The organism is Streptomyces nogalater (assembly GCF_039532885.1).
Lineage (GTDB): Bacteria > Actinomycetota > Actinomycetes > Streptomycetales > Streptomycetaceae > Streptomyces > Streptomyces nogalater.
In genome coordinates this window covers 185,172-207,248 of sequence record NZ_BAAASM010000002.1, presented here as the reverse complement: position 1 = coordinate 207,248, position 22,077 = coordinate 185,172, and the positions used below count along the sequence as shown (strand labels likewise).

The window sequence follows — 22,077 nt, the reverse complement described above, 5'->3', positions numbered from 1 at the left end:
CGTCCGGGCCCTCGCCGGTGAGGGAGCCCGGATCACAGTCCGTCCGGCACCACGCCCAGGTCCCGGAACAGCGGGGAGAAGTTGAAGACGTCCCAGTGCTCCACGACCTTGCCGGCTTCGGAGAAGCGCAGCTCCTCCAAGTAGGTCCAGCGGACCTTGCGGCCGGTGGGGGCGATGCCCATGAACACGCCCTGGTGCGTGGCCGAGCAGGTGATCCGCAGCATCACGCGGTCGCCCTCGCCCACGATGCTCCGCACGTCCAGACGAAGGTCCGGGAAGGCCTCCACCGCGCTGTTCATACGCCGTACGACCTCCTCGGCGCTCACCGGTTTGTCCTCGTCGTCGTAGTGGACGACGTCGGGTGCCCAGTGCGCGACCACCCCGGAGACGTCCCACCGGTTCCATGCGGCCACCATCTCCAGGCAGCGTTCCTTGTTCGCGGTCGTTGACATGTCGACTCCTTGAAGGCCCGGGACTACTGGTCACGCGCCAGCCTTCCAACCCGCCCCGGAAAAGCGGTGCACGACCGCTGGAGCCCGCACCGGAACCTGCGCGGCGGAGCTGAACGGGGTTTCGAGCCGTTCACCAAGGACCTGCCGCAGCCTGTTACGGCACACCCTGACGCCTCGCTCCGCGCGGGACGCGCCCGCCGGGAGGAAGGACACACCACCATGTCGGTACGCACCGATCAGACGGCGGCACCGGAAGACCGAGCGGCGGCCACGGATCCCGGGTTCGGGCACCTGTACGCGCAGGTGCAGCAGTTCTACGCCCGGCAGATGCAGCTCCTCGACTCCGGCGCGGCCGAGGAGTGGGCCGCCACCTTCACCGAGGACGGCACGTTCGCCCGGCCCTCCTCGCCGGAACCGGCACGCGGCCACGCCGAACTGGCCGCCGGCGCCCGCGCCGCCGCCGAACGCCTCGCCGCCGAGGGCCTTTCGCACCGGCACGTCATCGGCATGACCGCGGTACGCCGGGAACCCGACGGCAGCGTGTTCGTACGCAGCTACGCCCAGGTCTTCGCCACCCGCCGCGGGGAAGCTCCCCGGCTGCATCTGATCTGCGTCTGCGAGGACGTGCTCGTGCGGGAGGGGCCGGGGCTGAAGGTGCGGGAACGGGTTGTCACGCACGACGCGTGAGGGCGGTCGACCCGCCGGCCGAGCCGCACCTCTGCCACCCCCTCGGCACGCCAGCCGGCGTCGAGTCCGCTGCGAGAGGGCGCACTTAGCGTGCGAGCCATGACTGACTCGACAGGTCCCCGCCCGGTGCCCGCCATGTCACCCGCCCCCAGCCCCACGCCTTCCCCCGGCCCCGCCCCCGGGAGCGAACCCGCGCCGCTCGCCGTGATCGTCACCGGCGGCGGTTCGGGTATCGGCCGGGCCACCGCCCGCGCCTTCGCCGCTCAGGGTGCGAAGGTGCTCGTCGTCGGCCGTACCGAGGACGCGCTCGCGCAGACCGCCGAGGGCTGTGCGGACATGCGTGTGCTCGTCGCCGACGTGGCCTCGCCCGACGGGCCGCAGGCGGTCGTCAACGCCGCCCTGCGGGAGTTCGGGAGGATCGACGTCCTGGTCAACAACGCTGCCGTGGCGGGCATGGAGACCCTGCAGACCGTCGACCGGGACGCCGTGGCACGGCAGTTCGGCACCAATCTGACGGCTCCCCTCTTCCTCGTCCAGTCCGCACTCGGCGCGCTGGAGAAGTCGCGCGGCATCGTCGTCAACGTGGGGACCGCCGCGACCCTGGGCCTGCGCGCCGCCCCGACCGGCGCGCTGTACGGGGCGAGCAAGGTGGCCCTCGACTACCTGACCCGGACCTGGGCCGTCGAACTGGCCCCCCGGGGCATCCGTGTCGTCGGCGTGGCACCCGGGGTGATCGACACGGGCATCGGCGTCCGCATGGGCATGACCCCGGAGGGCTACCGGGAGTTCCTGACCGGCATGGGCGGCAGGGTGCCCGTGGGCCGGGTCGGCCGTCCGGAGGACGTGGCCTGGTGGATCGTCCAGCTCGCCCGCCCGGAGGCCGGCTACGCGACGGGCATGGTCGTCCCCGTCGACGGCGGGCTGTCGCTGGTCTGACCGGACAAGGAAGGAAATACCGCAGGAAGGAAGTACCGCAGCAAGGAAATACCGCAGGAAGGAGATATCGCCGTGCAGGAAACCGAACCCGGCGTCCCCGCGGACCTGCCCGCCGAGAGCGACCCTGCCGCCCTGGAGCGCCTCGCCGCACGGTACCGGCGGGACGGCTACGTCCACGTCCCCGGCGTCCTCGACGCCGGGGAGGTCGCCGAATACCTGGCCGAGGCCCGTCGGCTCCTCGCCCACGAGGAGTCCGTGCGCTGGGGCTCCGGCGCCGGCACCGTCATGGACTACGTCGCCGACGCCCAGCTCGGCAGCGACACGATGCGCCGCCTTGCCACCCACCCGCGCATCGCCGCCCTCGCCGAGTACCTGGCCGGCTCGCCCCTGAGGCTGTTCAAGCTGGAGGTGCTGCTCAAGGAGAACAAGGAGAAGGACGCCTCGGTCCCCACCGCCCCGCACCACGATGCGTTCGCCTTCCCGTTCTCCACCGCCGGCACCGCCCTGACGGCGTGGGTCGCGCTGGTCGACGTCCCGGTGGAACGCGGCTGCATGACCTTCGTCCCCGGATCACACCTGCTGCCGGATCCCGATACCGGCGACGAGCCGTGGGCCGGGGCCTTCACCCGGCCGGGAGAGATCTGGATGCCGCGGGTCACGGTGCCACTGCGGGCCGGCGACTGCACCTTCCACCACGCCCGCACCGTGCACAGCGCCGGGGCGAACTCGACCGACGAGCCCCGCTTGTCGACCTCCGCCGTCTACATGGACGCCACCGCCGCCTACCGGCCGACCGGCATCGCGTTTCTCGACGACCTCCCCGGCACCGGAGCCGACCCGCTGCGCGAGGGCGCCCCCCTCACCGGCGACCGCTTCCCCCTGCTGCGCCGACCGCAGACCCGACAGCCCGCCCCCGCCCGGTATCCCCTTCCACAGCAAGGACACGGATCTTGACCCTCCATCAGACCGGCCCGGCGGCCCCGCGGCCGGACTCCTCCACCACACCCCCTCTGTCGCCGGAGACCGCGGACCTGCTCGCCGAACTCGGTGGCTACCTGGTCCCGGACCCGCCCGCCCTCAGCCTGCCGCCCCGGGCGTTCGCCTCCGGTGAGCTGTACGAGCTGGAGCGGGAGAAGGTCTTCGGCCGTTCCTGGCTTCTCGTCGCGCACACCGACCAACTCGCCGCCCCCGGTGCCTACGTCGCCCTCACCGTCGCGGGCGAACCCGTCGTCATCACGCGCGGCGACGACGGCGCGCTGCACGCGATGTCACCGATCTGCCGCCACCGCATGATGCCGGTCGTCGAACCGGGCACCGGCCGCACCGACCGGTTCACCTGCCCGTACCACCTGTGGCGCTACGGACTGGACGGCCGGTTGATCGGCGCCACCTTCATGCGGCGCAACGAGGCGTTCGACCCCGCCGGCTGCCGACTGCCGCAGTTCGCCGTGGAAGAGTGGCACGGGTTCGTCTTCGTCAACCTCGACCCCGCGGCGGAAGCCCTGGCTCCGCACCTCGCCCGAATCGAAAGCGACCTGGTCAACTACCGCCTGGACGACATGGTACTGGCCGGGGAATGGGCCGAGGAGTGGCACTGCAACTGGAAGATCGCCGTGGAGAACGCGCACGAGAACTACCACGTGATGGGCTTCCACCCCGAGACCCTGGAACCGTCCACCCCGGGCCGCTCCGACACGGATCTGCGCGACGACACGCCGTGGGCGCTGCGTTTCCGCATCCCGTTCACCGAGCCCCAGCAGCCGTCCCTCCTCTCCCTGACCGAGGACGAGAAGGCTCACCTGTACGACTTCTTCGTCTTCCCCACCGGGAGCCTCGCCGCCGCCGGGGAGGCGGTGATCTGGCTGAGCATGCTCCCGTTGTCCCTCGACCGCACCCAGGTCCGCGGGGGCATGCTGGTCCCCGCCGCCCGGGTCAAGGACCTCGGTGAGGCCGAACGGAAGGAGATGCGGCAGGGCATCGAGTCGTACTCCGCGATGGTCAACGCGGAGGACCGGCGCGGCCTGGAGGCCGTGCAGCGGTCCGTGGGCTCCCGGTTCGCCGCGCGCGGCCACCTCAGCCCCAAGGAGCCGGCCGTCGTCTCCTTCTACCGGAACCTGGCGCGCGCCCTGCTGCGTGGCGACGACGAGTGGCCCGGCGCCCTCTGACCCCGGCGCGAACGGGCCGTACGGAGGGCCATCGCCCCATCCGTACGGCCCGTGCCTGGTGGCGCGTTCAGGCGCTCTTGCGCCAGTAGGCCCCCGACCAGTCGATGTCCGTGATCGGGTCGTCGATGCCGTGCTGGTCCCGATAGTCGTGCACGGCCTTCTTGCAGACGTCCAGGGCGTGGTAGTCGTCCACGATCAGATAGCCGCCGGGCGACAGCTTCGGGTACATCGACACCAGGGCGTCCATCGTGGATTCGTACAGATCCCCGTCCAGACGCAGCAGCGCCAGCCGCTCCACGGGGGCCTCGGGCAGCGTGTCGCAGAACCGTCCCGGGAGGAACCGCACCTGGTCGTCGAGCAGCCCGTAGCGGTCGAAGTTGCCGCGGACGGTCTCCAGGGGCACGCCCACCACCTCGTTGACCGACTCGATGCCCCGCGCCTCCTCGTCCTGCGGATAGCGGTCCAGGTCGGGCGCGGGGATACCGGCGAAGGAGTCGGCGACCCACACCACGCGGTCGCTGACCTCGTACGCCGCCAGCACCGCCCGCATGAAGATGCAGGTGCCGCCGCGCCACACGCCGGTCTCCATGAAGTCGCCCGGCACCCCGTCGGCCAGGACCCGCTCCGCGCATTCCCGTACGTTCCTGAGCCTGCGCATGCCGACCATGGTGTGGGCGTCGCGCGGCCAGACGCTGCCCTGCTCGCGTCCCTCGCTGTCGTAGGCACTCCAATTGCCGGGGCCGTCCATGACCGGTCCGGTCCCGTCGCCGTCCCGTTCCCGCAGCAGCTCCCAGTAGCGGCGCGGGTCGATCTGCGGATCCTCGTAGATGGTGTTGCTGACGGTGCGTGACATCAGATCCAGGTAGAGCTCGATCGGCGTGTTCCCCATGGGTCCGTCCTCGCTGTCGCAGTGAAGGGGCAGTAGAAGGTGGGAGGAAGGCTGACCGTCGGACCGGCGCGCGACGCCCGGCGGACGGTGTGCTCAGTGATCCGGCCGGGCCGCGGTGACGATGCCGTAGCCGAACTCGACCGCGTCCAGGAGCGGGACGGCCGTGGAGAACTGATCGACCAGCTCGCTGCCGTACCGCTCGACGAAGCGCTCGCGGTTCTCGTCGAGCGTGCGGTGCATGCACTCCAGCGTGCGCCCCACGGTCAGTTCGCTGATGTCGCGGCACTCGACGGGGACGAGGCGGGCCTGCCGCAGCAGAGGCGGATAGTCGGACAGCCGCATCGGCTCGCCGACCAACGGCGTGTACGCGTGCTCGTCCAGCGACTCCTGGGCCGCGGGGGAGGTTTCGTCGTTGTGCAGGACGTCGGTGAGGGCCAGTCGCCCGCCCGGCCGCAGGACCTCGGCCGCCCGGCGCAGCGCGGTCAGCCGGTCCGGAAGGTGGAAGATCGACTCGAAGAACCAGACCGCGTCGAACGAGTCGGCGGGGAAGGGGAGTTCCGCGGAGGCGTCCGCGCACCGGAAGGTGACCCGCTCGGCGACTCCCTCCCGCTCGGCGTGTGCCGTGGCCAGCCGGACCTGCTCCGGGCTGATCGTGATGCCCACGACCTCGGCGCCGGTGGCCCGGGCCAGTTGCACCGCCGGCGCGCCGGTGCCGCAGCCGATGTCCAGCACCCGCTGTCCGGGGCCGACCTCGATCCGCTCCGTCATCATCTCGGTGAGCCGCTGCGACGCCCGGTCCATGCCGGCGTCGGCCGGCAGCGAGTCCCAGCAGCCGAAGTGCAGGCTCCCTCCGTTCAGTTCGGCGATCAGACGGCTGCTGCCGTCGTAGAAGTCCGCGACCTCCTGCGGCCGTGTCCCGGAGTTCGTCATCGGTTCCCCTCTCCCTGTTCCGTACGGCCGCTGAGCACAGTGAGGCCGGCTCACGCGGTCGTTGCTGCCCCCGGGACGCTAGGACGGGACCTTGGAACCCCCCTTGAGACCCGGTGGAACGGATCGAGAACCGCTCGCCGGACGGTGGGCGGGCGAAGCACGTACGACGCCCATTTCTGCCGGAGACGGGGATGAGGGGACGCATGGCGATCGATAGGCTGCCGGGGGAGCGGCGGACGGAGGACGACGCCGGCCCGAACTCTCCGGAGTCTTGCCAGGAGTGGTCCCGAGCGCCGGCCGACGCGGGCGACGTGTGGAAACAACGAGGTGAGAGATGCGGTTCACGACCCGACCCACCCTTCAAGGCACCTTCGGCATGGTCTCCTCCACACACTGGCTGGCCTCCCAGTCGGCGATGGCGGTGCTGGAGGACGGCGGCAACGCCTTCGACGCGGCCGTCGCCGGCGCGTTCGTGCTGCACGTCGTGGAGCCGCATCTGAACGGGCCGGCCGGCGAGGTGCCGATCCTGCTCGCCCCCGCGGGCGGCGCCGTGCGCGTGCTGTGCGGACAGGGCGTCGCCCCGGCCGGCGCCACCCCGGCCCACTACCGGCGCCTCGGGCTGGACCTCGTGCCCGGCACCGGACCGCTCGCCGCCGCCGTGCCCGGCGCCTTCGACGCCTGGCTGCTTTTGCTGCGCGACCACGGCACCAAGCCCCTGGACGCGGTCCTCAAGTACGCCATCGGCTACGCCGAGCACGGGCACGCGCCCGTGGAGAACGTCGGCGCGACCGTGGCGAGCGTACGGCGGCTGTTCGAGACCGAGTGGCCGTCGTCGGCCGAGGTGTACCTGCCCGGCGGCCGGCCGCCCCGGCCCGGGACGCTGCTGCGCAACCCCGCGCTCGCCGCCACCTGGAAGCGGCTGCTGGCCGAGACCGCGGGCGCCGGCGACCGGGAGGCGCGGATCGACGCCGCGCGCGAGGTGTGGCGCTCCGGCTTCATCGCCGAGGCCCTGGTACGGCAGTCCCGGCGGCCCACCATGGACACCAGCGGCGAACGGCACACCGGCACCCTCACCGAGGCCGACCTGGCCGGCTGGTCCGCCCACTACGAGACACCGGTGACGTACGACTGGAACGGCTGGACCGTGTGCAAGGCCGGCCCCTGGAGCCAGGGCCCGGTGCTCCTCCAGCAGCTCGCCCTGCTCCCGGCCGAGCTGCCCGCACCGGGCTCCGCCGACTACGTCCACCTGCTGGTCGAGGGCTGCAAGCTCGCCATGGCCGACCGCGAGGCCTGGTACGGCGACGCCGCCGAGGTGCCCCTCGCCGACCTGCTGTCGGACGCCTACAACGCCGGCCGGCGGGCCCTGATCGGCGCGAAGGCCTCCTACGACCTGCTCCCCGGCAGCCCCGGCGGAAGGCCCCCCAGGCTGCCCGCGCTGGCGCACGCGCGCGTGCCGGCCGACACGCGGCCCGGCTTCGACCCGATGGGCGCCGGGGAGCCGACCGTCGCCCCGCTGCCCGGGGCGCCCACCCTCGCCGAGGCCACCGGTCAGGCGCAGGTGACCGGTGAGGCCGACGTGGCCGCCGACGGCTCGACCCGGGGCGACACCTGCCACCTGGACGTCGTCGACCGCTGGGGCAACATGATCGCGGCCACGCCCAGCGGCGGCTGGCTCCAGTCCAACCCCGTGGTCCCCGAACTCGGCTTCCCGCTCGGCACCCGGCTGCAGATGACCTGGCTGGAGGAGGGCCTGCCGGGCACCCTCACCCCCGGCCGCCGCCCCCGCACCACCCTCACCCCCTCCCTCGCCCTGCGCGACGGGGTACCGGTCCTGGCGTTCGGCACGCCCGGCGGGGACCAGCAGGACCAGTGGCAGCTGCACTTCTTCCTGGCCGCCGCCCTGGGTGCCCCCGTCCGCGGCGGCCTCGACCTCCAGGGCGCCATCGACGCCCCCAACTGGCACAACGACAGCTTCCCCGGCTCCTTCCACCCGCGCCGCCGGCGCCCCGGCAGCGTCACCGTGGAGTCCCGCATGGACCCCGGTGTGATCGAGGAGCTGCGGCGGCGCGGCCACGACGTCACCGTCGGCCCCGCCTGGTCCGAGGGCCGGCTGTGCGCGGTGGCCCGGGACCCGGAGACCGGCATCCTCTCGGCGGCGGCGAACCCGCGCGGGATGCAGGGTTACGCGGTCGGCCGCTGACACCCCGGCCGCCGACGGGCCCCGGCCGTCCACCGCGCCGGCCCCGTCCACCGCGCCGGCCCCCGTCCACCGCGCCGGCCCCCGTCCACCGCGTCCGGCCCCGTGCGGCCCGTCCCGGCCCCGTGCGGCCCGTCCTCCCGGCCCCGTACGGTCCGCCCGGCGCCATACCGGGGCGCCCCTTCGGGAGACCCCCGCTGTTCACGTCGATTCCACCCCACGGGCACCCGTGGGCGGGGGCGTGTCAGTGGGACGTGGTCTGATGGGAGGCATGATCGAAGAGACGGAAACCATCGAGGAGTTTCTCGCCCGCCGCTCGGCCGACGTGGAGGAGGCGGTCCGCAAGGCCGCCGAGGCCGAGATCCTGCCCCGCTTCCGCCGCCTCGCCGCGCACGAGGTGGACCAGAAGAGCGGCCCGCACGACCTGGTCACGGACGCCGACCGGCTCGCCGAGCTACGGCTCACCGAGGACCTCGGCGCGCTGCTGCCCGGCTCCGTGGTGGTCGGCGAGGAAGCGGTGCACGCCAACCCGGTGGTCTACGAGGCGCTCCAGGGCGACACCCCGGTCTGGATCGTCGACCCGGTCGACGGCACCCGCCAGTTCGTCCACGGCGACGACGGCTTCTGCACCCTGGTGGCCCTCGCCCACCGCGGCACCGTGGTCGCCTCCTGGACCTACGCCGCCGCGCGCGACCGGTTCGCCACCGCCGTCCGCGGCCGGGGCGCCTTCCTCGACGGCGAGCGGCTGTTCGCCGGCCCGCCCGAGCCCGGCCGGGACCTGGTCGTCGCCACCTCCCACCCGGACTACACCACCGACGAGCAGAAGCGCGCGCTGCGCGCCCTGTGGACCGACGGCCTCGCCCCGCGCCCGTGCGGCTCCGCGGGCCTGGAGTACCTCGCGGTCGCCCGGGGCGAGCTGGACGCCGTCGCGTTCTCCTGGGAGGCCGCCTGGGACCACGCGGCCGGACTGCTCCTGGTCGAGGAGGCCGGCGGCACGCACCTCACCCTGACCGGCGAGCCGTTCCGCGTCACCGGCGGCAACGCCCTGCCGTTCACCGCCGCGCGGGACGCCGCCACCGCCCGCCGGGTGGCCGGGCTGCTGCGCACCGCCTCCTGACCGGCCCGGGCCACCCGGATCGGGGGAGTGCCGGCGCCCCGGCATATCCTGATCCCGAATGGCCATCGGCTGACGAAGGGGTCCGAAGGTGCCGTCGATGCTCGATGCGGTCGTGGTGGGTGCGGGGCCGAACGGACTGACCGCCGCGGTGGAGCTGGCCCGCCGCGGCTTCTCCGTGGCCCTGTTCGAGGCGAAGTCCACGGTGGGCGGCGGCGCCCGCACGGAGGAGCTGACGCTGCCCGGCTTCCGGCACGACCCGTGCTCGGCCGCGCACCCCCTCGGGGTCAACTCCCCGGCGTTCCGCTCCCTCCCCCTCGACCGGTACGGCCTTGAGTGGCTGCACGCCCCGCTGCCCATGGCCCACCCGTTCCCGGACGGCACCGCGGCCGTGCTGTCCCGTTCGGTGGCCGAGACCGCCGCCTCCTTCGGACCGCGCGACGCGGGCCCGTACCGCAGGCTGGTCGAGCCCCTGCTCGCCCGCTGGGACACCCTGGTCCAGGACTTCATGTCCCTGCCGCTGACCGCGCTGCCCCGCGACCCGGTCACCCTCGCCCGCTTCGGCCTGGCCGGGCTCCCGCCGTCCACCTGGCTGATGCGCCGCTTCAAGGACGAGCGGTTCAAGACCCTCTTCGCCGGCCTCGTCGCCCATGTGATGGCACCGCTGGGCGGCCTCGCCACCAGCGCCGTCGGCCTGGTCTTCGCCCTGTCCGCGCACGCCCGCGGCTGGCCGGTGGCCCGCGGCGGTTCCCAGGCCGTCTCCGACGCCCTCGCCGCGTATCTGAGGGATCTCGGCGGTGCGGTGCACACCGACTTCGAGGTCAAGCGCCTGGACGACCTGCCGCCCGCGCGCGCGTACGTCTTCGACACCTCGCCCGCCGCGCTCGCCCGCATCGCCGGCCTCGGCGACTACTACGCGAACTACCGCTACGGCCCCAGCGTCTTCAAGATCGACTATGCGCTGGACGGCCCGGTGCCGTGGACCGCGCCCGAGGCCCGGAGCGCCGGTACCGTCCAGATCGGCGCGAGCCGGGCCGAGATCGGCACGGCCCTGCGCGCCGCCGCCCGCGAGGGACGCGCACCCGAGCGGCCGTTCATGATCACCGTGCAGCCGAGCGTGGCCGACCCCACCCGGGCCCCCGAGGGCAAGCACGTCTTCTGGGCGTACGGCCATGTGCCGAACGGCTGGACCGGGGACCTCACCGAGGCCATAGAACGCCAGCTGGAGCGCTTCGCCCCCGGCTTCCGCGACCGGGTGCTCGCCCGCGCGACGGCCGGGCCCGCCGAGATGGCCGTCCGCAACGCCAACTACGTCGGCGGGGACATCGCCTGCGGCGCGACCTCCGGACTCCAGCTGCTGCTGCGGCCCAGACTGTCCCTGTTCCCGTACCACACCCCCCACCCGGCCGTCTTCCTCTGCTCCTCGGCCACGCCGCCGGGACCCGGCGTGCACGGCATGTCGGGCCACAATGCGGCCAAGGCGGTCTGGCGGAGACTGAGACAGGGCTGAACCGACGCGAGCCGAGACCGAGTCGCCCCGAAAGGATGAGACGGACATGACCACCATCACCCTCGTCCAGGGCGACATCACCCGGCAGCACGCCGACGCCCTCGTCAACGCGGCCAACTCCTCGCTCCTGGGCGGCGGGGGAGTGGACGGCGCGATCCACCGTCGCGGCGGCCCGGCCATCCTGGCGGAGTGCCGCGCGCTGCGCGCCTCCCGGTACGGCGAGGGCCTGCCCACCGGCCGGGCGGTCGCCACCACGGCGGGTGACCTGGACGCCCGCTGGGTGATCCACACGGTGGGTCCCGTCTGGTCGTCCACCGAGGACCGCTCGGACCTGCTGGCCTCCTGCTACCGCGAGTCCCTGCGCCTGGCAGGCGAACTCGGCGCCCGTACGGTGGCGTTCCCCGCCCTCTCCACCGGCGTCTACCGCTGGCCGATGGGGGACGCGGCCCGCATTGCCGTGGAGACGGTACGCACCACCCCGACCGCCGTCGAGGAGGTCCGTTTCGTCCTCTTCGACACCCACGCGTACGACACGTTCGCCCGGGAACTCGGCGACGCCGGTCACGCCGGTCACGCCGGTCACCCCGGTTGACCGTCCCCGGCCCGGGTGCGGGTCAGCCGTGGCGGGGCAGCCGGACCGGGGCGCTGCCGCCGCGCGGCACCAGGAGGGTGCGGAAGCGTCCCGGCGTCCTGGACATGATCACCTGGTCGGTGACGCCCTGGTAGCGGCCGCACGGGGTGCCGGCGGTGAAGGTGTCCGGGTCGAGGCAGGCGTGCGGGGAGTCCGGGTCGGGGTCCGGAGCGGTCTGCCGGGCGTGGTCCCGGTCGAAGACGCCGAGGCTGAGGAATTCTCCGCTCGGTTTCCCTCTCGGTGCGGCGGAGCGGTCAGGCGAGGTAGTCGTGGACGACCCGGGCGCGGCCCAGGGTCAGATCGGTCAGGACGTGGGCGGCGGAGACGACCTCCAGGACCGGCAGGTCCGCGAGCGGGGCCAGCGCGTGGGCGAAGAGCTGGAGCCGTGCGGGACCGCTCCAGGCGCCCTTGACCACGATGTCGGCGATCTGCGTCCGGACGAGTTCGCAGATGCGCGGCGAACCGTCGTAGTGCGGCAGCTTCTTGAGCATGAACGTCGGCCGGGTCAGCTCCTCGCGGGCCTGCTCCGTGTTCAGCGGCCGGTGCTTGTAGCCCATCGTGGCGCGGGCCACGGGCAGCGTGCCGTGGTCGAGGGTGCCGACCAGGGTGTCCTGGTCGACGTAGAGCCGGGGGCGGCCGGCCTTCTTCGGGAAGGCGCCGATCTCCCGGCCGCTCGCGATGGCGGGGAAATTGTCCACGTGGATCGAGATGCCGTACTCGCCCGGCTCGCCCTCGTACTCCACGACGGCCAGCTGACCGGCCTCGGTGTAGTCGCCCAGACCGGTGACGTCCGGCATCCGCATGACCTCGAAGCGGACCAGCGGCTCCGCCACCCGCAGCGGCTCCGGCACCACCCGGCGCAGGGCCTCGGGGTCCGTCCGGTAGGTGATGTTCAGGTACTCGCGGTCGGTGAACCGGTACGGGCCCGCCGGGAAGGCCGGGGCATCCAGCGGTGTCGACGGTGCACGGACGACGTCCTCGGCTCGCATGACTCTCGCCTGCCTCTCCTGGCCCCTTCCGGACTATCCGGAGCATAAGGGGTCGAAGTACGGCAAACATCCGCAACTTAAGCCACCGTGACGCCGGTCGCCACAGTGTTGCAAACAGCAACTCAACGGGTCTGTGTGATCATTCCTACCCGGACCGCGGGGAAGGACGGACGGACGTGACCGACGACGACACGGAGGTCCCGGGGCTCGTCCGGGAGCTGGTGACCCTCTCCCGGCGCTTTCGGGCCAACGCCGAACGGCTCCACCCCGACCTGAGTTTCGTCGACTATTCACTGCTGTCGGAGCTGGCCGAGCGCGACGGGGCCCGGGCGGGGGAGCTGGTCGGGCTGTACGGGCTGAACAAGTCCACGATCAGCCGCCAGGTCACCGCGCTGGAACGGGCCGGCCTGCTGGTGCGCGAGACCGTCCCCGGAAACCGCCGCGTCCAGCTGCTGCGCCCGAGCGACCGCGGCCGGGAACTGCTCGCCCGCGCCGACGCCCGGATGTACCGCGAGGTCGACGCCCGCACCGCCGGCTGGTCCCCGGAGGAGGTCAGGGCCCTGCGCACCCTGCTGGCCCGCTACAACGCCGCCGCCTCCGCCGTTGCCGGGGACACGTGACGGGCGTCGCCTAGGACACTTGGCGGGGTTGCCGAGGCTGCCCGGCGGGGGCGCCGAAGCTCCTGGCGGGGGCGCCCAGGATGCCTGACGGGCGTCACTGAGGGCTCACCTGCCCCGCGTCACCGAGGACACCTGACGCGGCGGTCGTCCGGCCGGGGACCCGCCGGGAACCGGCCTGGCGCCTGCCTGTCCCCTGCCGGGGACCCGCCTGCCGCTCCCTGCCGGGGACTCGCCTGCCCTGTGCCGGGGACCTGCCTGTCCCTCCCTGCCGGGGACCTGCCTGCCGCTCCCTGCCGGGGACCTGCCTGTCCCTCCCTGCCGGGGACCTGCCTGCCGCTCCCTGCCGGGGACCTGCCTGCCGCTCCCTGCCGGGGACTCGCCTGCCCTGTGCCGGGGACCTGCCTGCCGCTCCCTGCCGGGGGCCCGCCTGCCCTCTGCCGGGGGCCCGCCTGCCCTCTGCCGGGCCCCCCGCCCCCGTCGGCAACCCCCCGCCTGCCTCCACCGGCAACCCGCCGGGCAGCGCTGCGGACGGCCCGGTAGGTGCGGTGAGCGCGGGGCCCTGCCGAGCCGTGCTGAGCCGTGCCGTGCCGGGCCGAGCCGTGCCGTGCCGTGCCGGGCCGCGTCGTCGGTGAGGGCACCGGATCCCGCTCCGCCCCCGCCGTCGGCCCGGTGGTGGGCGCCCTGCCCATCGGGGCCGGCCGTCCGCGTGACATCATCGGCCGGGTCCGGGAACAGCCGTACGAAAGCCGAGACGCCCCATGAACCCCGCTCTGCTGGACGACTTCTCCCTGGAGATGACCGGCAAGGACGTGCCCCGGCTGGAGGAGGCGCGCGACGGCATCCCGCCGGGCACCCGGATCAACATCACCTTCCTGGCCGGCGAGGACACCGCCACCCGGCTCACGGCGGCCCGCGCGGTCAAGCGGCTCGGCTTCGTCCCCGTACCGCACATCTCCGCCCGCCGGCTGCCCTCCCGGCCCGCCCTGGAGGAGTTCCTCGCCGGGCTGGCGGCCCACGGCACCGCCGAGAACGTGTTCGTCGTCGGCGGCGACCCCGCCCGGCCCGAGGGCCCCTACGCGGACGCCCTGGCCGTGCTGCGCACCGGGCTGCTGCGCCGCCACGGCGTCCGGCACGTCGGCATCGCCGGCTATCCGGAAGGCCACCCCGGCATCACCGACCGGGCCCTGTGGTCGGCGCTCACGGACAAGGCGGCCGCCATCGACGCGGACCGGTTCGGCGGGGACGTGATCACCCAGTTCGGCTTCGACGCGGACCCGGTCCTCGCCTGGCTGGAGGCCCTGCGCGCCCGGGGCGTGCGCCTGCCCGTCCGGGTCGGCGTCCCCGGACCGGCCGGGGTGCGCCGGCTGCTGGGCTACGCCACCCGGTTCGGCGTCGGCACCAGCGCCTCCGTCGCCCGCAAGTACGGTTTCTCGCTGACCAACCTCATGGGCACCACCGGCCCGGACCGCTTCCTGCACGCGCTGGCCGACCGCTACGACCCCGGCCGGCACGGCGTGGTGAAGGTGCACTTCTACACCTTCGGCGGACTGCGCGCCACCGCCGAGTGGGTCGACGGATTCCGGCGGCAGCACACTCCCGCGCCCGCACCCTGAGACGGTGAAGATCCGGGCCAGGCCGGGTCGATGTCGGATTTCCGCCAGCGGACGGGGCGGGCCGTGACCGATGCTGGACGCATGCAGACAGGCACTCTCCTCGATCGGGAGCACTGCGTGCGCGCGGTGCGGTCCAAGGACGCGCGGTTCGACGGGTGGTTCTTCACGGCCGTCCTGACCACCCGGATCTACTGCCGCCCGAGCTGCCCGGCCGTACCGCCCAAGCCGGAGAACATGACGTTCCACCCGAGTGCCGCCGCCTGTCAGCAGGCCGGGTTCCGGGCCTGCAAGCGCTGCCGCCCCGACACCAGCCCCGGCTCCCCGGAGTGGAACCGGCGCGCCGACCTGGTCGCCCGCGCCATGCGGCTGATCGCCGACGGCGTCGTGGACCGCGAGGGCGTGCCCGGACTCGCCGCCCGGCTCGGCTACAGCACCCGCCAGGTGGAACGGCAACTCCTCGCCGAACTGGGCGCCGGACCCCTCGCGCTCGCCCGCGCCCAGCGCGCCCAGACCGCGCGGATGCTCATCGAGACCACCGCGCTGCCCATGGCCGACATCGCGTTCGCGGCCGGCTTCTCCTCCATACGCGGCTTCAACGACACCGTCCGCGAGATCTTCGCCCTGTCCCCGAGCGAGCTGCGCGCCCGGGTGCCCGCGACCGGCACCGGCACGCCTGGCGTCCTCTCCCTGCGGCTGCCGTTCCGCGCCCCGCTCAACCCGTCCAACCTCTTCGGCCACCTCGCCGCCACCGCCGTACCCGGCGTCGAGGAGTGGCGGGACGGCGCCTACCGGCGCACGCTGCGACTGCCCTACGGCCACGGCATCGTCGCCCTCGCCCCCCGCCCCGACCACATCGCCTGCCGGCTCACCCTGAGCGACCTGCGCGATCTGACCGTGGCCATCAGCCGCTGCCGGCGCCTGCTCGACCTGGACGCCGACCCGGTCGCCGTCGACGAGCGGCTGCGCGCCGACCCGCTGCTGGCGCCACTGGTCGGGCAGGGACCGGGCCGCCGGGTGCCGCGCACGGTCGACGAGGCCGAGTTCGCCGTCCGCGCCGTGCTCGGACAGCAGGTGTCCACGGCCGCCGCCCGCACCCACGCGGCCCGCCTGGTCACCGCGCACGGCACACCCCTGGACGACCCCGAGGGCGGCCTCACCCACCTCTTCCCCTCGCCCGAGGCGCTGGCCGCCGTGGACCCCGAGTCCCTGGCCATGCCCCGCACCCGGCGCGCCACGCTCACCACCCTGGTCCGGCTGCTCGCCGACGGCGGTGTGCGCCTGGGCGTGGACACCGACTGGGCCGAGGCCCGCGCCCGGTTGCTCGCGCTGCCCGGCTTCGGGCCGTGGACGGTGGACGTCATCGCCATGCGCGCCCTCGGCGACCCCGACGCGTTCCTCCCCACCGACCTCGGCATCCGGCGCGCCGCCCGGGAACTGGGCCTGCCGTCCACCCCGGCCGCGCTCACCGCCCGCGCGGAGAGCTGGCGGCCCTGGCGGGCGTACGCGGCCCAGTACCTGTGGGCGACCGACAGCCACCCCATCAACTTCCTGCCCGCGTGAGGCCCGCGAGGCCGACCCGAAACCGACCCGAAACCGACCCGAGGCCACCCCCGAGACCAGGGCACCGACGCCGAGCACCCTGTCCTGGACCACCCACGAGCACCCGCACAAAAACCCCGCACAAGGACCCCGCCATGAAGCAGTACACCGTCATCGACAGCCCCTACGGCCCGCTCACCCTCGTCGCCGACGACGGCGTGCTGTGCGGCCTGTACATGGCCGGCCAGCGCCACCGCCCGCCGGAGGAGACCTTCGGCACCCCCGACGACGCCCCGTTCGCCGAGGTCGCAGAACAGCTCGCGGCCTATTTCGCGGGCGAGTTGACGGAGTTCACCGTGGAACTACGGCTGCACGGCACCCCGTTCCAGCGCCGGGTCTGGGAGCAGCTGACCCGCATCCCGTACGGCGAGACCCGCTCCTACGGCCAGCTGGCCGACGCCCTCGGCAGTCCCAAGGCCTCCCGCGCGGTCGGCCTCGCCAACGGCAGGAATCCGGTGGGCATCATCGTGCCCTGCCACCGGGTGATCGGCGCGGGCGGCGGCCTCACCGGCTACGGCGGCGGCCTGGACCGCAAGCGCCGCCTGCTGGACTTCGAACGGGGCGTGGGCGCGGCCCTGTTCTGACCGCCACGCCCACGGGCCCCGGCAGCCTACGCGTCGCCCGCCGCGGCCAGCCGGGCCAGCAGGGCGGGCAGCGCGGTGCCGATCGGCTCGCGGATCACCTCGTCGGCCCGGTCGTCGTACGGCGTCGGCTCGGCGTTGACGACGACGAGCCGGGCGCCGTGGTCGGCGGCGACCCCGGCCAGCCCGGCGGCGGGGTGCACCTGGAGGCTGCTGCCGACGGCGATGAACACCTGGCAGGCCTTGGCGATGGCCGCGGCCTCGCCGAGGACCACGGGATCCAGCCGCTCGCCGAACATCACCGTCGCCGGCTTCAGGACGCCGCCGCACTCCAGGCACGGCGGGTCCGGTTCGCCCGCCTCCACCCGGGCCAGCGCGTCCTCCATCGGCCCCCGGGCGTGACACCGGGTGCAGACCACGCTGCGGGCGCTGCCGTGCAGTTCGAGGACCTTGCGGGCCGGCAGGCCGGCGAGCTGGTGCAGCCCGTCCACGTTCTGGGTGAGGACCCGGACCGGGACCCCGGACCGCTCCAGCTCGGCGACGGCCCGGTGCGCCGCGTTCGGCCGGGCCCCGAGGGCGCCGCTCTCACGCCGCATCAGCCAGGACCGGCGCCGGATCTCCGGGTCCGCCATGTAGTACTCGTACGTGACCAGCTTCTCGGCCTCCGGGTCACGCCGCCACAGCCCGTTCGGCCCGCGGTAGTCGGGGATTCCGGAGTCGGTGGAGATACCGGCCCCGCTGAGCAGGGCGACGAGAGGCTTGGCCATGCCACCGAGGGTAGGGCGCGGTCGCGGGCCGCCGCGAGCGGATAAGCCGGGGCGGGCACGGCGCGAGGAGCCCGAACCCGCCGGTGCCGGCCCGGCGCTCGCCCGGCCCCGGCGGGCGGACCGGCGCCTCGGTCAGTCCGGTGCGCGCTGTCTTTCGCGCGGGGGAGCCTCCCAGGCGGCGGTGATGTCGCGGGCGACATCGCGCAGGAGGTCGATGAGCATGTCCGCCAGCGGTGTGAGGCCGGCGTCGGCCCTGGTCACGGCGTAGAGGTGACGGTAGGGCCTGGGGTGGGCCAGTTCGCGGTGGGTGGTGCCGGGCGCATGGGTCAGGGCCAGGCGCGAGACCAGGGCCACCGCGATGCCCGTGCCGACGAGGGCCTGGGCGACGTCGTAGGACTCGGTCTCGAACCGCACGGCGGGAGTGAAGCCGGCCTCGCGGGCGGCGTCGTGGAACTGTTCGCGGGCGGCATGGCCGGCCAGGATGGAAACCCAGGACTCGTCACGCAGTTGTTCCAGGCGGAGTTCGGTGTCCGCGGGCTGCCCGGTGGCCAGGGGGTGGTCGTCGGGGAGCACCACGACCATCGGGTCCAACAGGAGCGAGTGGGCCCGTACATGCGGGGGCGGCGTGAGCGGCGTGCCCCAGGACGCGACGATGGCCACGTCCAGGCGCCCCGCGCCGATCTCGTCCGCTCCGCGTCCGGACACCACGTCCACGACCGAGACGTCGGCGTCCGGATGGCGGTGGCGCAGCGCCGTCAGGGCCGGGGGCAGCAGGTGCAGGGCGGCCGCCTGGAACGTCCCGATCCGCAGCCGGAGCGAGAGGCGGCCGAGCAGCGCGGCCAGTCCCGCCTCGGCCCTGTCCGACGCCTCCTCCACGGTCCGGCCGTGGGAGGCCAGCAGCGCGCCGGCCGCGGTGAGCGTCGCCCCGCGAGGACCGCGGAGGACCAGGGGCACCTGCCAGTCGCGCTCGGCCTTGGCCACCTGCTGGGTGACCGCCGCGGGCGTGAGCTGGAGCGCGTGCGCCGCCGCGGCCAGGGAGCCGTGCCGCTCGATCAACGCGAGAAGCCGCAACTGACCCGGATCCACCACCATTCACCGATCCTAACGCTGCACCCATGTCTTTTAACTTCCCTTAGGAGCGCGCGGGAGGAAACCTGGTCGTGCACCCATCGGCCGCGATCCCCGGAAGGGGTTCTCTTCCCATGCCCACACATGTGCCCGCCTTCATCGCCACCACCTTGCTGCTGGCGATGCTGCCAGGCGCGAGCCAGGCCCTGATGATCCGTCAGGCACTGGAGGGCGGCCAACGGACGCTCCGCGGCACGCTCGCGGGCAACGCCACCGGCTTCCTGCTGTGGTCCACGGCCGCCGCGGCCGGGCTGTCCGCCGTCCTGCTGGCCAGCCCCACCGCGTACACGGCGCTGCGGATCGCGGGCGGCGTCGTGCTGATGTTCCTCGGGCTGAAGACGCTGCGGACCGCGCTCACCACCGTCTCCGTCCGCCCGCCCGACGAGACCGGGCGCCGAACCGGCTTCGTGGGCGGCTACCTCACCGGCCTGAGCACCAACCTCGGCAACCCCAAGGCGGGCGTGTTCGCCGTCTCCGTGCTGCCCCAGTTCGTGACCGCGAACGGCCCGGTGTTCCTGTCGACCGTCGCCCTGGGAGCCCTGTGGGCGCTCGTCAGCGCCTCCTGGTACTCGGCCCTCACCTGGGCCGTCGGCCGGGGGCGCGCCCTGGTGTCGCGGCCGGCCGTCCTGCGCGGGCTCAGCGTGACCACCGGCCTCGTCCTGCTGGGGCTGGGCGCCGCGGTGGCGGCAGGTGTCTGAGCGCCGGGCCGAGGCCCGGGACCACGCGGGTACTCCGCAGGGCGGCACGGGGACGGGGAAGCCGGCGACGTACGCCACGGCCCCCGACGGAACCCGCATCGCCTACCAGCTCCAGGGCCGGGGGACGCCGCTGGTCCTGCTGGCCGGCCAGGCCAACAACCACCACTGGTGGGACGCGGTCCGCGCCGACTTCCACCCCGCTCGCAGCACCCTCACGCTCGACTACCGCGGCACCGGCGCCAGCGACAAGCCCGACACCCCCTACAGCACCGAACTGTTCGCCCGGGACGTCATCGCCGTCCTGGACGAACTCGGCATCGACCGGGCCGACGTCTACGGCACGTCCATGGGCGGACGGGTGGCCCAGCAGCTCGCTGCCCGCCACCCCGACCGGGTGGGTGCCCTGGTGCTCGGCTGCACCTCACCCGGGGGCCCGCACGGCGTCGAACGCGGCGACGACGTCCGCCGGGCCCTGGCCCGGTCCGGGCCCGGTGCCACGCGGCAGGCCCTGCTGGAGCTGATGTACACCCCCCGGTGGCTCTCCTCCCACCCCGTTCCGCACCACACCCTCGGAGACCCCGCCATGCCCGCCCACGCCCGGCGCCACCACCGCGTGGCCAGCGACCGGCACGACGCCTGGGACCTCCTGCCGGAGATCGGCGCACCCACTCTCGTCGTGCACGGAACCGACGACCTGCTCAACCCCACCGCCAACGCGCCCCTGCTCGCCGACCGCATCCCCGGCGCCCGGCTGCACCTGGTCCCCCACGCCCGGCATGCCTACTTCGAGGAGTTCCGCGCCCGGACCGGCCCCCTCGTCCTGGACTTCCTCACCACCGCGCACAAGCCGTAGGACGCGAAGGGCGCCCGGGTACCGGCCGCGCCGAGGCCCGGGCCGCCGCCCCGGGACGAGGCGCTGGGCGAGGTGGACAGGTGGACGCGCGGTCCCGCGACACGGAGGGCCGAGCCCGGTCAGGCCACCCGCCGGCCGTTCTCCAGCTCGGCCGTGCCGCCGCCCTCCGCCAGCACGTCCAGGGCGACCAGCACCCGGCGGCCCAGCACCTCGGGCAGATACGCCGTCAGGTCCTCGCGGGCGACCAGGCGCCAGGACAGCAGTTCCTCCTCCTGGAGCCGGATGGACTTCAGCTCGTCCTCGGTGAGCACACCGCCGTCGTACAGGTACGCCACCAGCGGCGGCCGGTCCGCGCCGTGCGCCCAGTCCACCGCGAGGAGCCGTCCCAGGGGGCGGTCCAGGCCGATCTCCTCCAGGGTCTCCCGGCGGGCGCCCTGGCGCGGTGTCTCCCCGGTGTCCGACTCGATGGTCCCGCCCGGCAGCGCCCAGCCCTCGCGGTAGTTGGGCTCCACGAGCAGCACACGGCCCTCGGCGTCCCGGAAGAGCGCGGCCGCCCCGGCGAGGACCCGGGGCAGACTCGCGATGTACGCGGCGAAGTCAGGAGTGGTGGTCATCGGGACAGGGTAACCAGCCGGGCCGCCCTACGAACCCGCCGTCGCCAGGCGCAGGGTGCGTTCGGCCAGCGCACCGATCCGTACGCCGTCGAAGCCGAACACCGCGCTGCGCACCGTGTCCCGCAGCGGCTCCCGCCACTGGGCCGGAATCGCCCGCGCCCCGGCGCGCACCCCGGCCACCGAGCCGGCCGTCGCCCCGTTGGAGTCGGTGTCCAGGCCGCCGCGCACGGTCAGCGCGAGGGTCCGGGTGAAGTCGCCCTCGCCGTACAGCAGCCCGGCGGTGAGGACGGCGGCGTTGGGGACGGTGTGGATCCAGCCGAGCCCGGCGGTCTCCTCGGCCACCGTGGCCAGGGTCTGGTCCCAGGGCAGCCGGGTCTCGTGCAGGCTCGCGACCCGCCGTACCGTCCGGGCCAGGCGGCTGCCCGCCGGTACGACCGTCAGCGCGGTCCGAAGGGCGTCGCGGACGGTCGGGGCGGTGAAGGAGGCCGCGATCAGCGCGGCGGCCCACATGGCGCCGTAGACGCCGTTGCCGGTGTGCGAGAGCACCGCGTCCCGGCGGGCCAGACCGGCGGCCCGGACGGGATCGCCGGGGCAGGTCCAGCCGAAGACGTCGGCACGGATCAGCGCGCCGATCCACTCCTGGTACGGATTGTCGTACGTCGCCGTCAGCGGCGGCTTCAGGCCGTTCGCCAGATTCCGGTACGCGGCCCGCTCCGCCGTGAACGTCTGCAGGTACGGCAGCCTGAGCAGCCACAGGTCGCCGACCTGCTCGGTGCTGAAGCCGAAGCCGTGGGTCTCCAGCAGGTGCAGACCGAGGATCGCGTAGTCCACGTCGTCGTCCCGGCAGCTGCCGTCGATCCGGCCGCGCACACAGCACCGCCACTCCGGGCGCAGCGCGGCGGCCTCGGCCGGGTCGGCCGGCTCGGGCAGGTAGTCGGTCAGCGGCAGGGCGGCGGCCCGGCGCAGATAGCGGTCGATCCGGTCGCGGGTCCACACCTCGCCCTGCTCGACCGGCTTGCCGAGCATGTTGCCCGCGATCCGGCCGAGCCAGCCGCCGTGCAGCCGGTCGGCGAGGTCCGGTGCGGTGCGCTGGGTGCTCATGAC

General features: G+C 74.0%; 22 protein-coding genes. 14 read left to right on the top strand and 8 right to left on the bottom strand.

Annotation, left to right across the window (positions count from 1 at the left end):
• Positions 1–32 precede the first annotated feature (32 nt).
• A complete protein-coding gene (locus tag ABD350_RS02895) occupies positions 33–452 on the bottom strand; it encodes an ester cyclase (RefSeq protein WP_344346057.1) in 420 nt (139 codons plus the stop codon).
• Positions 453–671: 219 nt separating this feature from the next.
• Between ABD350_RS02895 and ABD350_RS02890 the strand changes: the two genes are divergently transcribed.
• The 4 genes from ABD350_RS02890 to ABD350_RS02875 all read left to right on the top strand — a co-directional run bounded on the left by ABD350_RS02890 (position 672) and on the right by ABD350_RS02875 (position 4,240).
• On the top strand, positions 672–1,139 hold the full coding sequence (locus ABD350_RS02890; RefSeq protein ID WP_344346055.1) for a nuclear transport factor 2 family protein: 468 nt from the start codon (positions 672–674) through the stop codon (positions 1,137–1,139).
• Between the two features lie 99 nt (positions 1,140–1,238).
• A complete protein-coding gene (locus ABD350_RS02885) occupies positions 1,239–2,075 on the top strand; it encodes an SDR family NAD(P)-dependent oxidoreductase (protein ID WP_344346054.1) in 837 nt (278 codons plus the stop codon).
• 72 nt (positions 2,076–2,147) lie between these two features.
• On the top strand, positions 2,148–3,029 hold the full coding sequence (locus tag ABD350_RS02880; RefSeq protein WP_344346053.1) for a phytanoyl-CoA dioxygenase family protein: 882 nt from the start codon (positions 2,148–2,150) through the stop codon (positions 3,027–3,029).
• Complete coding sequence (locus tag ABD350_RS02875) at positions 3,026–4,240, top strand: aromatic ring-hydroxylating oxygenase subunit alpha (protein WP_344346052.1); 1,215 nt, start codon at positions 3,026–3,028, stop codon at positions 4,238–4,240. The genes ABD350_RS02880 and ABD350_RS02875 overlap by 4 nt, the downstream gene beginning before the upstream one ends.
• 67 nt (positions 4,241–4,307) lie before the next feature.
• On the opposite strand, the gene ABD350_RS02870 is transcribed toward ABD350_RS02875, so the two are convergent.
• Positions 4,308–5,129 carry a TylF/MycF family methyltransferase gene (locus tag ABD350_RS02870; RefSeq protein ID WP_344346051.1) on the bottom strand — a complete coding sequence of 274 codons (822 nt, stop codon included), beginning with the start codon at positions 5,127–5,129 and terminating at the stop codon, positions 4,308–4,310.
• Positions 5,130–5,222: 93 nt separating this feature from the next.
• Complete coding sequence (locus ABD350_RS02865; RefSeq protein ID WP_344346050.1) at positions 5,223–6,059, bottom strand: SAM-dependent methyltransferase; 837 nt, start codon at positions 6,057–6,059, stop codon at positions 5,223–5,225.
• Positions 6,060–6,393: 334 nt separating this feature from the next.
• Between ABD350_RS02865 and ABD350_RS02860 the strand changes: the two genes are divergently transcribed.
• The 4 genes from ABD350_RS02860 (at position 6,394) to ABD350_RS02845 (ending at position 11,472) form a co-directional block, all read left to right on the top strand.
• Positions 6,394–8,259 carry a gamma-glutamyltransferase family protein gene (locus ABD350_RS02860; protein WP_344346049.1) on the top strand — a complete coding sequence of 622 codons (1,866 nt, stop codon included), beginning with the start codon at positions 6,394–6,396 and terminating at the stop codon, positions 8,257–8,259.
• Between the two features lie 268 nt (positions 8,260–8,527).
• A complete protein-coding gene (locus tag ABD350_RS02855) occupies positions 8,528–9,373 on the top strand; it encodes an inositol monophosphatase family protein (protein WP_344346048.1) in 846 nt (281 codons plus the stop codon).
• Between the two features lie 97 nt (positions 9,374–9,470).
• The gene (locus ABD350_RS02850; RefSeq protein WP_344346047.1) at positions 9,471–10,880 is read left to right on the top strand and encodes a phytoene desaturase family protein; all 1,410 of its coding nucleotides are present in this window, start codon (positions 9,471–9,473) and stop codon (positions 10,878–10,880) included.
• Between the two features lie 46 nt (positions 10,881–10,926).
• Positions 10,927–11,472, top strand: a complete 546-nt coding sequence (locus tag ABD350_RS02845) for an O-acetyl-ADP-ribose deacetylase (protein WP_344346046.1) — start codon at positions 10,927–10,929, stop codon at positions 11,470–11,472.
• A gap of 293 nt (positions 11,473–11,765) precedes the next feature.
• Here ABD350_RS02845 and ABD350_RS02840 read toward each other — a convergent pair whose 3' ends face one another.
• Positions 11,766–12,500: an acetoacetate decarboxylase gene (locus ABD350_RS02840; protein WP_344346045.1), complete on the bottom strand. Its 735-nt coding sequence runs from the start codon at positions 12,498–12,500 to the stop codon at positions 11,766–11,768.
• Positions 12,501–12,676: 176 nt separating this feature from the next.
• On the opposite strand from ABD350_RS02840, the gene ABD350_RS02835 reads away from it, so the two are divergent.
• The 4 genes from ABD350_RS02835 (at position 12,677) to ABD350_RS02820 (ending at position 16,916) form a co-directional block, all read left to right on the top strand.
• The gene (locus ABD350_RS02835) at positions 12,677–13,120 is read left to right on the top strand and encodes a MarR family winged helix-turn-helix transcriptional regulator (protein WP_344346044.1); all 444 of its coding nucleotides are present in this window, start codon (positions 12,677–12,679) and stop codon (positions 13,118–13,120) included.
• A 758-nt stretch (positions 13,121–13,878) separates the two neighbouring features.
• Complete coding sequence (locus ABD350_RS02830) at positions 13,879–14,733, top strand: methylenetetrahydrofolate reductase (RefSeq protein ID WP_344346043.1); 855 nt, start codon at positions 13,879–13,881, stop codon at positions 14,731–14,733.
• Positions 14,734–14,814: 81 nt separating this feature from the next.
• Positions 14,815–16,293: an AlkA N-terminal domain-containing protein gene (locus tag ABD350_RS02825; protein ID WP_344346042.1), complete on the top strand. Its 1,479-nt coding sequence runs from the start codon at positions 14,815–14,817 to the stop codon at positions 16,291–16,293.
• A gap of 134 nt (positions 16,294–16,427) precedes the next feature.
• Entirely contained in the window at positions 16,428–16,916 is a 489-nt protein-coding gene (locus tag ABD350_RS02820) for a methylated-DNA--[protein]-cysteine S-methyltransferase (RefSeq protein WP_344346041.1), read from the top strand.
• A 26-nt stretch (positions 16,917–16,942) separates the two neighbouring features.
• Here the strand turns inward: ABD350_RS02820 and ABD350_RS02815 are convergent, their stop codons facing one another.
• Positions 16,943–17,680, bottom strand: coding sequence for an SIR2 family NAD-dependent protein deacylase (locus tag ABD350_RS02815; RefSeq protein ID WP_344346040.1), 738 nt, complete (start codon positions 17,678–17,680; stop codon positions 16,943–16,945).
• A gap of 132 nt (positions 17,681–17,812) precedes the next feature.
• Entirely contained in the window at positions 17,813–18,772 is a 960-nt protein-coding gene (locus ABD350_RS02810) for a LysR family transcriptional regulator (RefSeq protein ID WP_344346039.1), read from the bottom strand.
• Between the two features lie 110 nt (positions 18,773–18,882).
• Here ABD350_RS02810 and ABD350_RS02805 point away from each other — a divergent pair, with 110 nt between their 5' ends.
• The gene (locus ABD350_RS02805) at positions 18,883–19,506 is read left to right on the top strand and encodes a LysE family translocator (protein ID WP_344346037.1); all 624 of its coding nucleotides are present in this window, start codon (positions 18,883–18,885) and stop codon (positions 19,504–19,506) included.
• A 97-nt stretch (positions 19,507–19,603) separates the two neighbouring features.
• On the top strand, positions 19,604–20,359 hold the full coding sequence (locus tag ABD350_RS02800; RefSeq protein WP_344346406.1) for an alpha/beta fold hydrolase: 756 nt from the start codon (positions 19,604–19,606) through the stop codon (positions 20,357–20,359).
• 119 nt (positions 20,360–20,478) lie between these two features.
• Here the strand turns inward: ABD350_RS02800 and ABD350_RS02795 are convergent, their stop codons facing one another.
• Both ABD350_RS02795 and ABD350_RS02790 read right to left on the bottom strand, forming a co-directional pair.
• On the bottom strand, positions 20,479–20,973 hold the full coding sequence (locus ABD350_RS02795; RefSeq protein ID WP_344346036.1) for an NUDIX domain-containing protein: 495 nt from the start codon (positions 20,971–20,973) through the stop codon (positions 20,479–20,481).
• Between the two features lie 27 nt (positions 20,974–21,000).
• Positions 21,001–22,074, bottom strand: coding sequence for an ADP-ribosylglycohydrolase family protein (locus tag ABD350_RS02790; protein WP_344346035.1), 1,074 nt, complete (start codon positions 22,072–22,074; stop codon positions 21,001–21,003).
• Positions 22,075–22,077 lie beyond the last annotated feature (3 nt).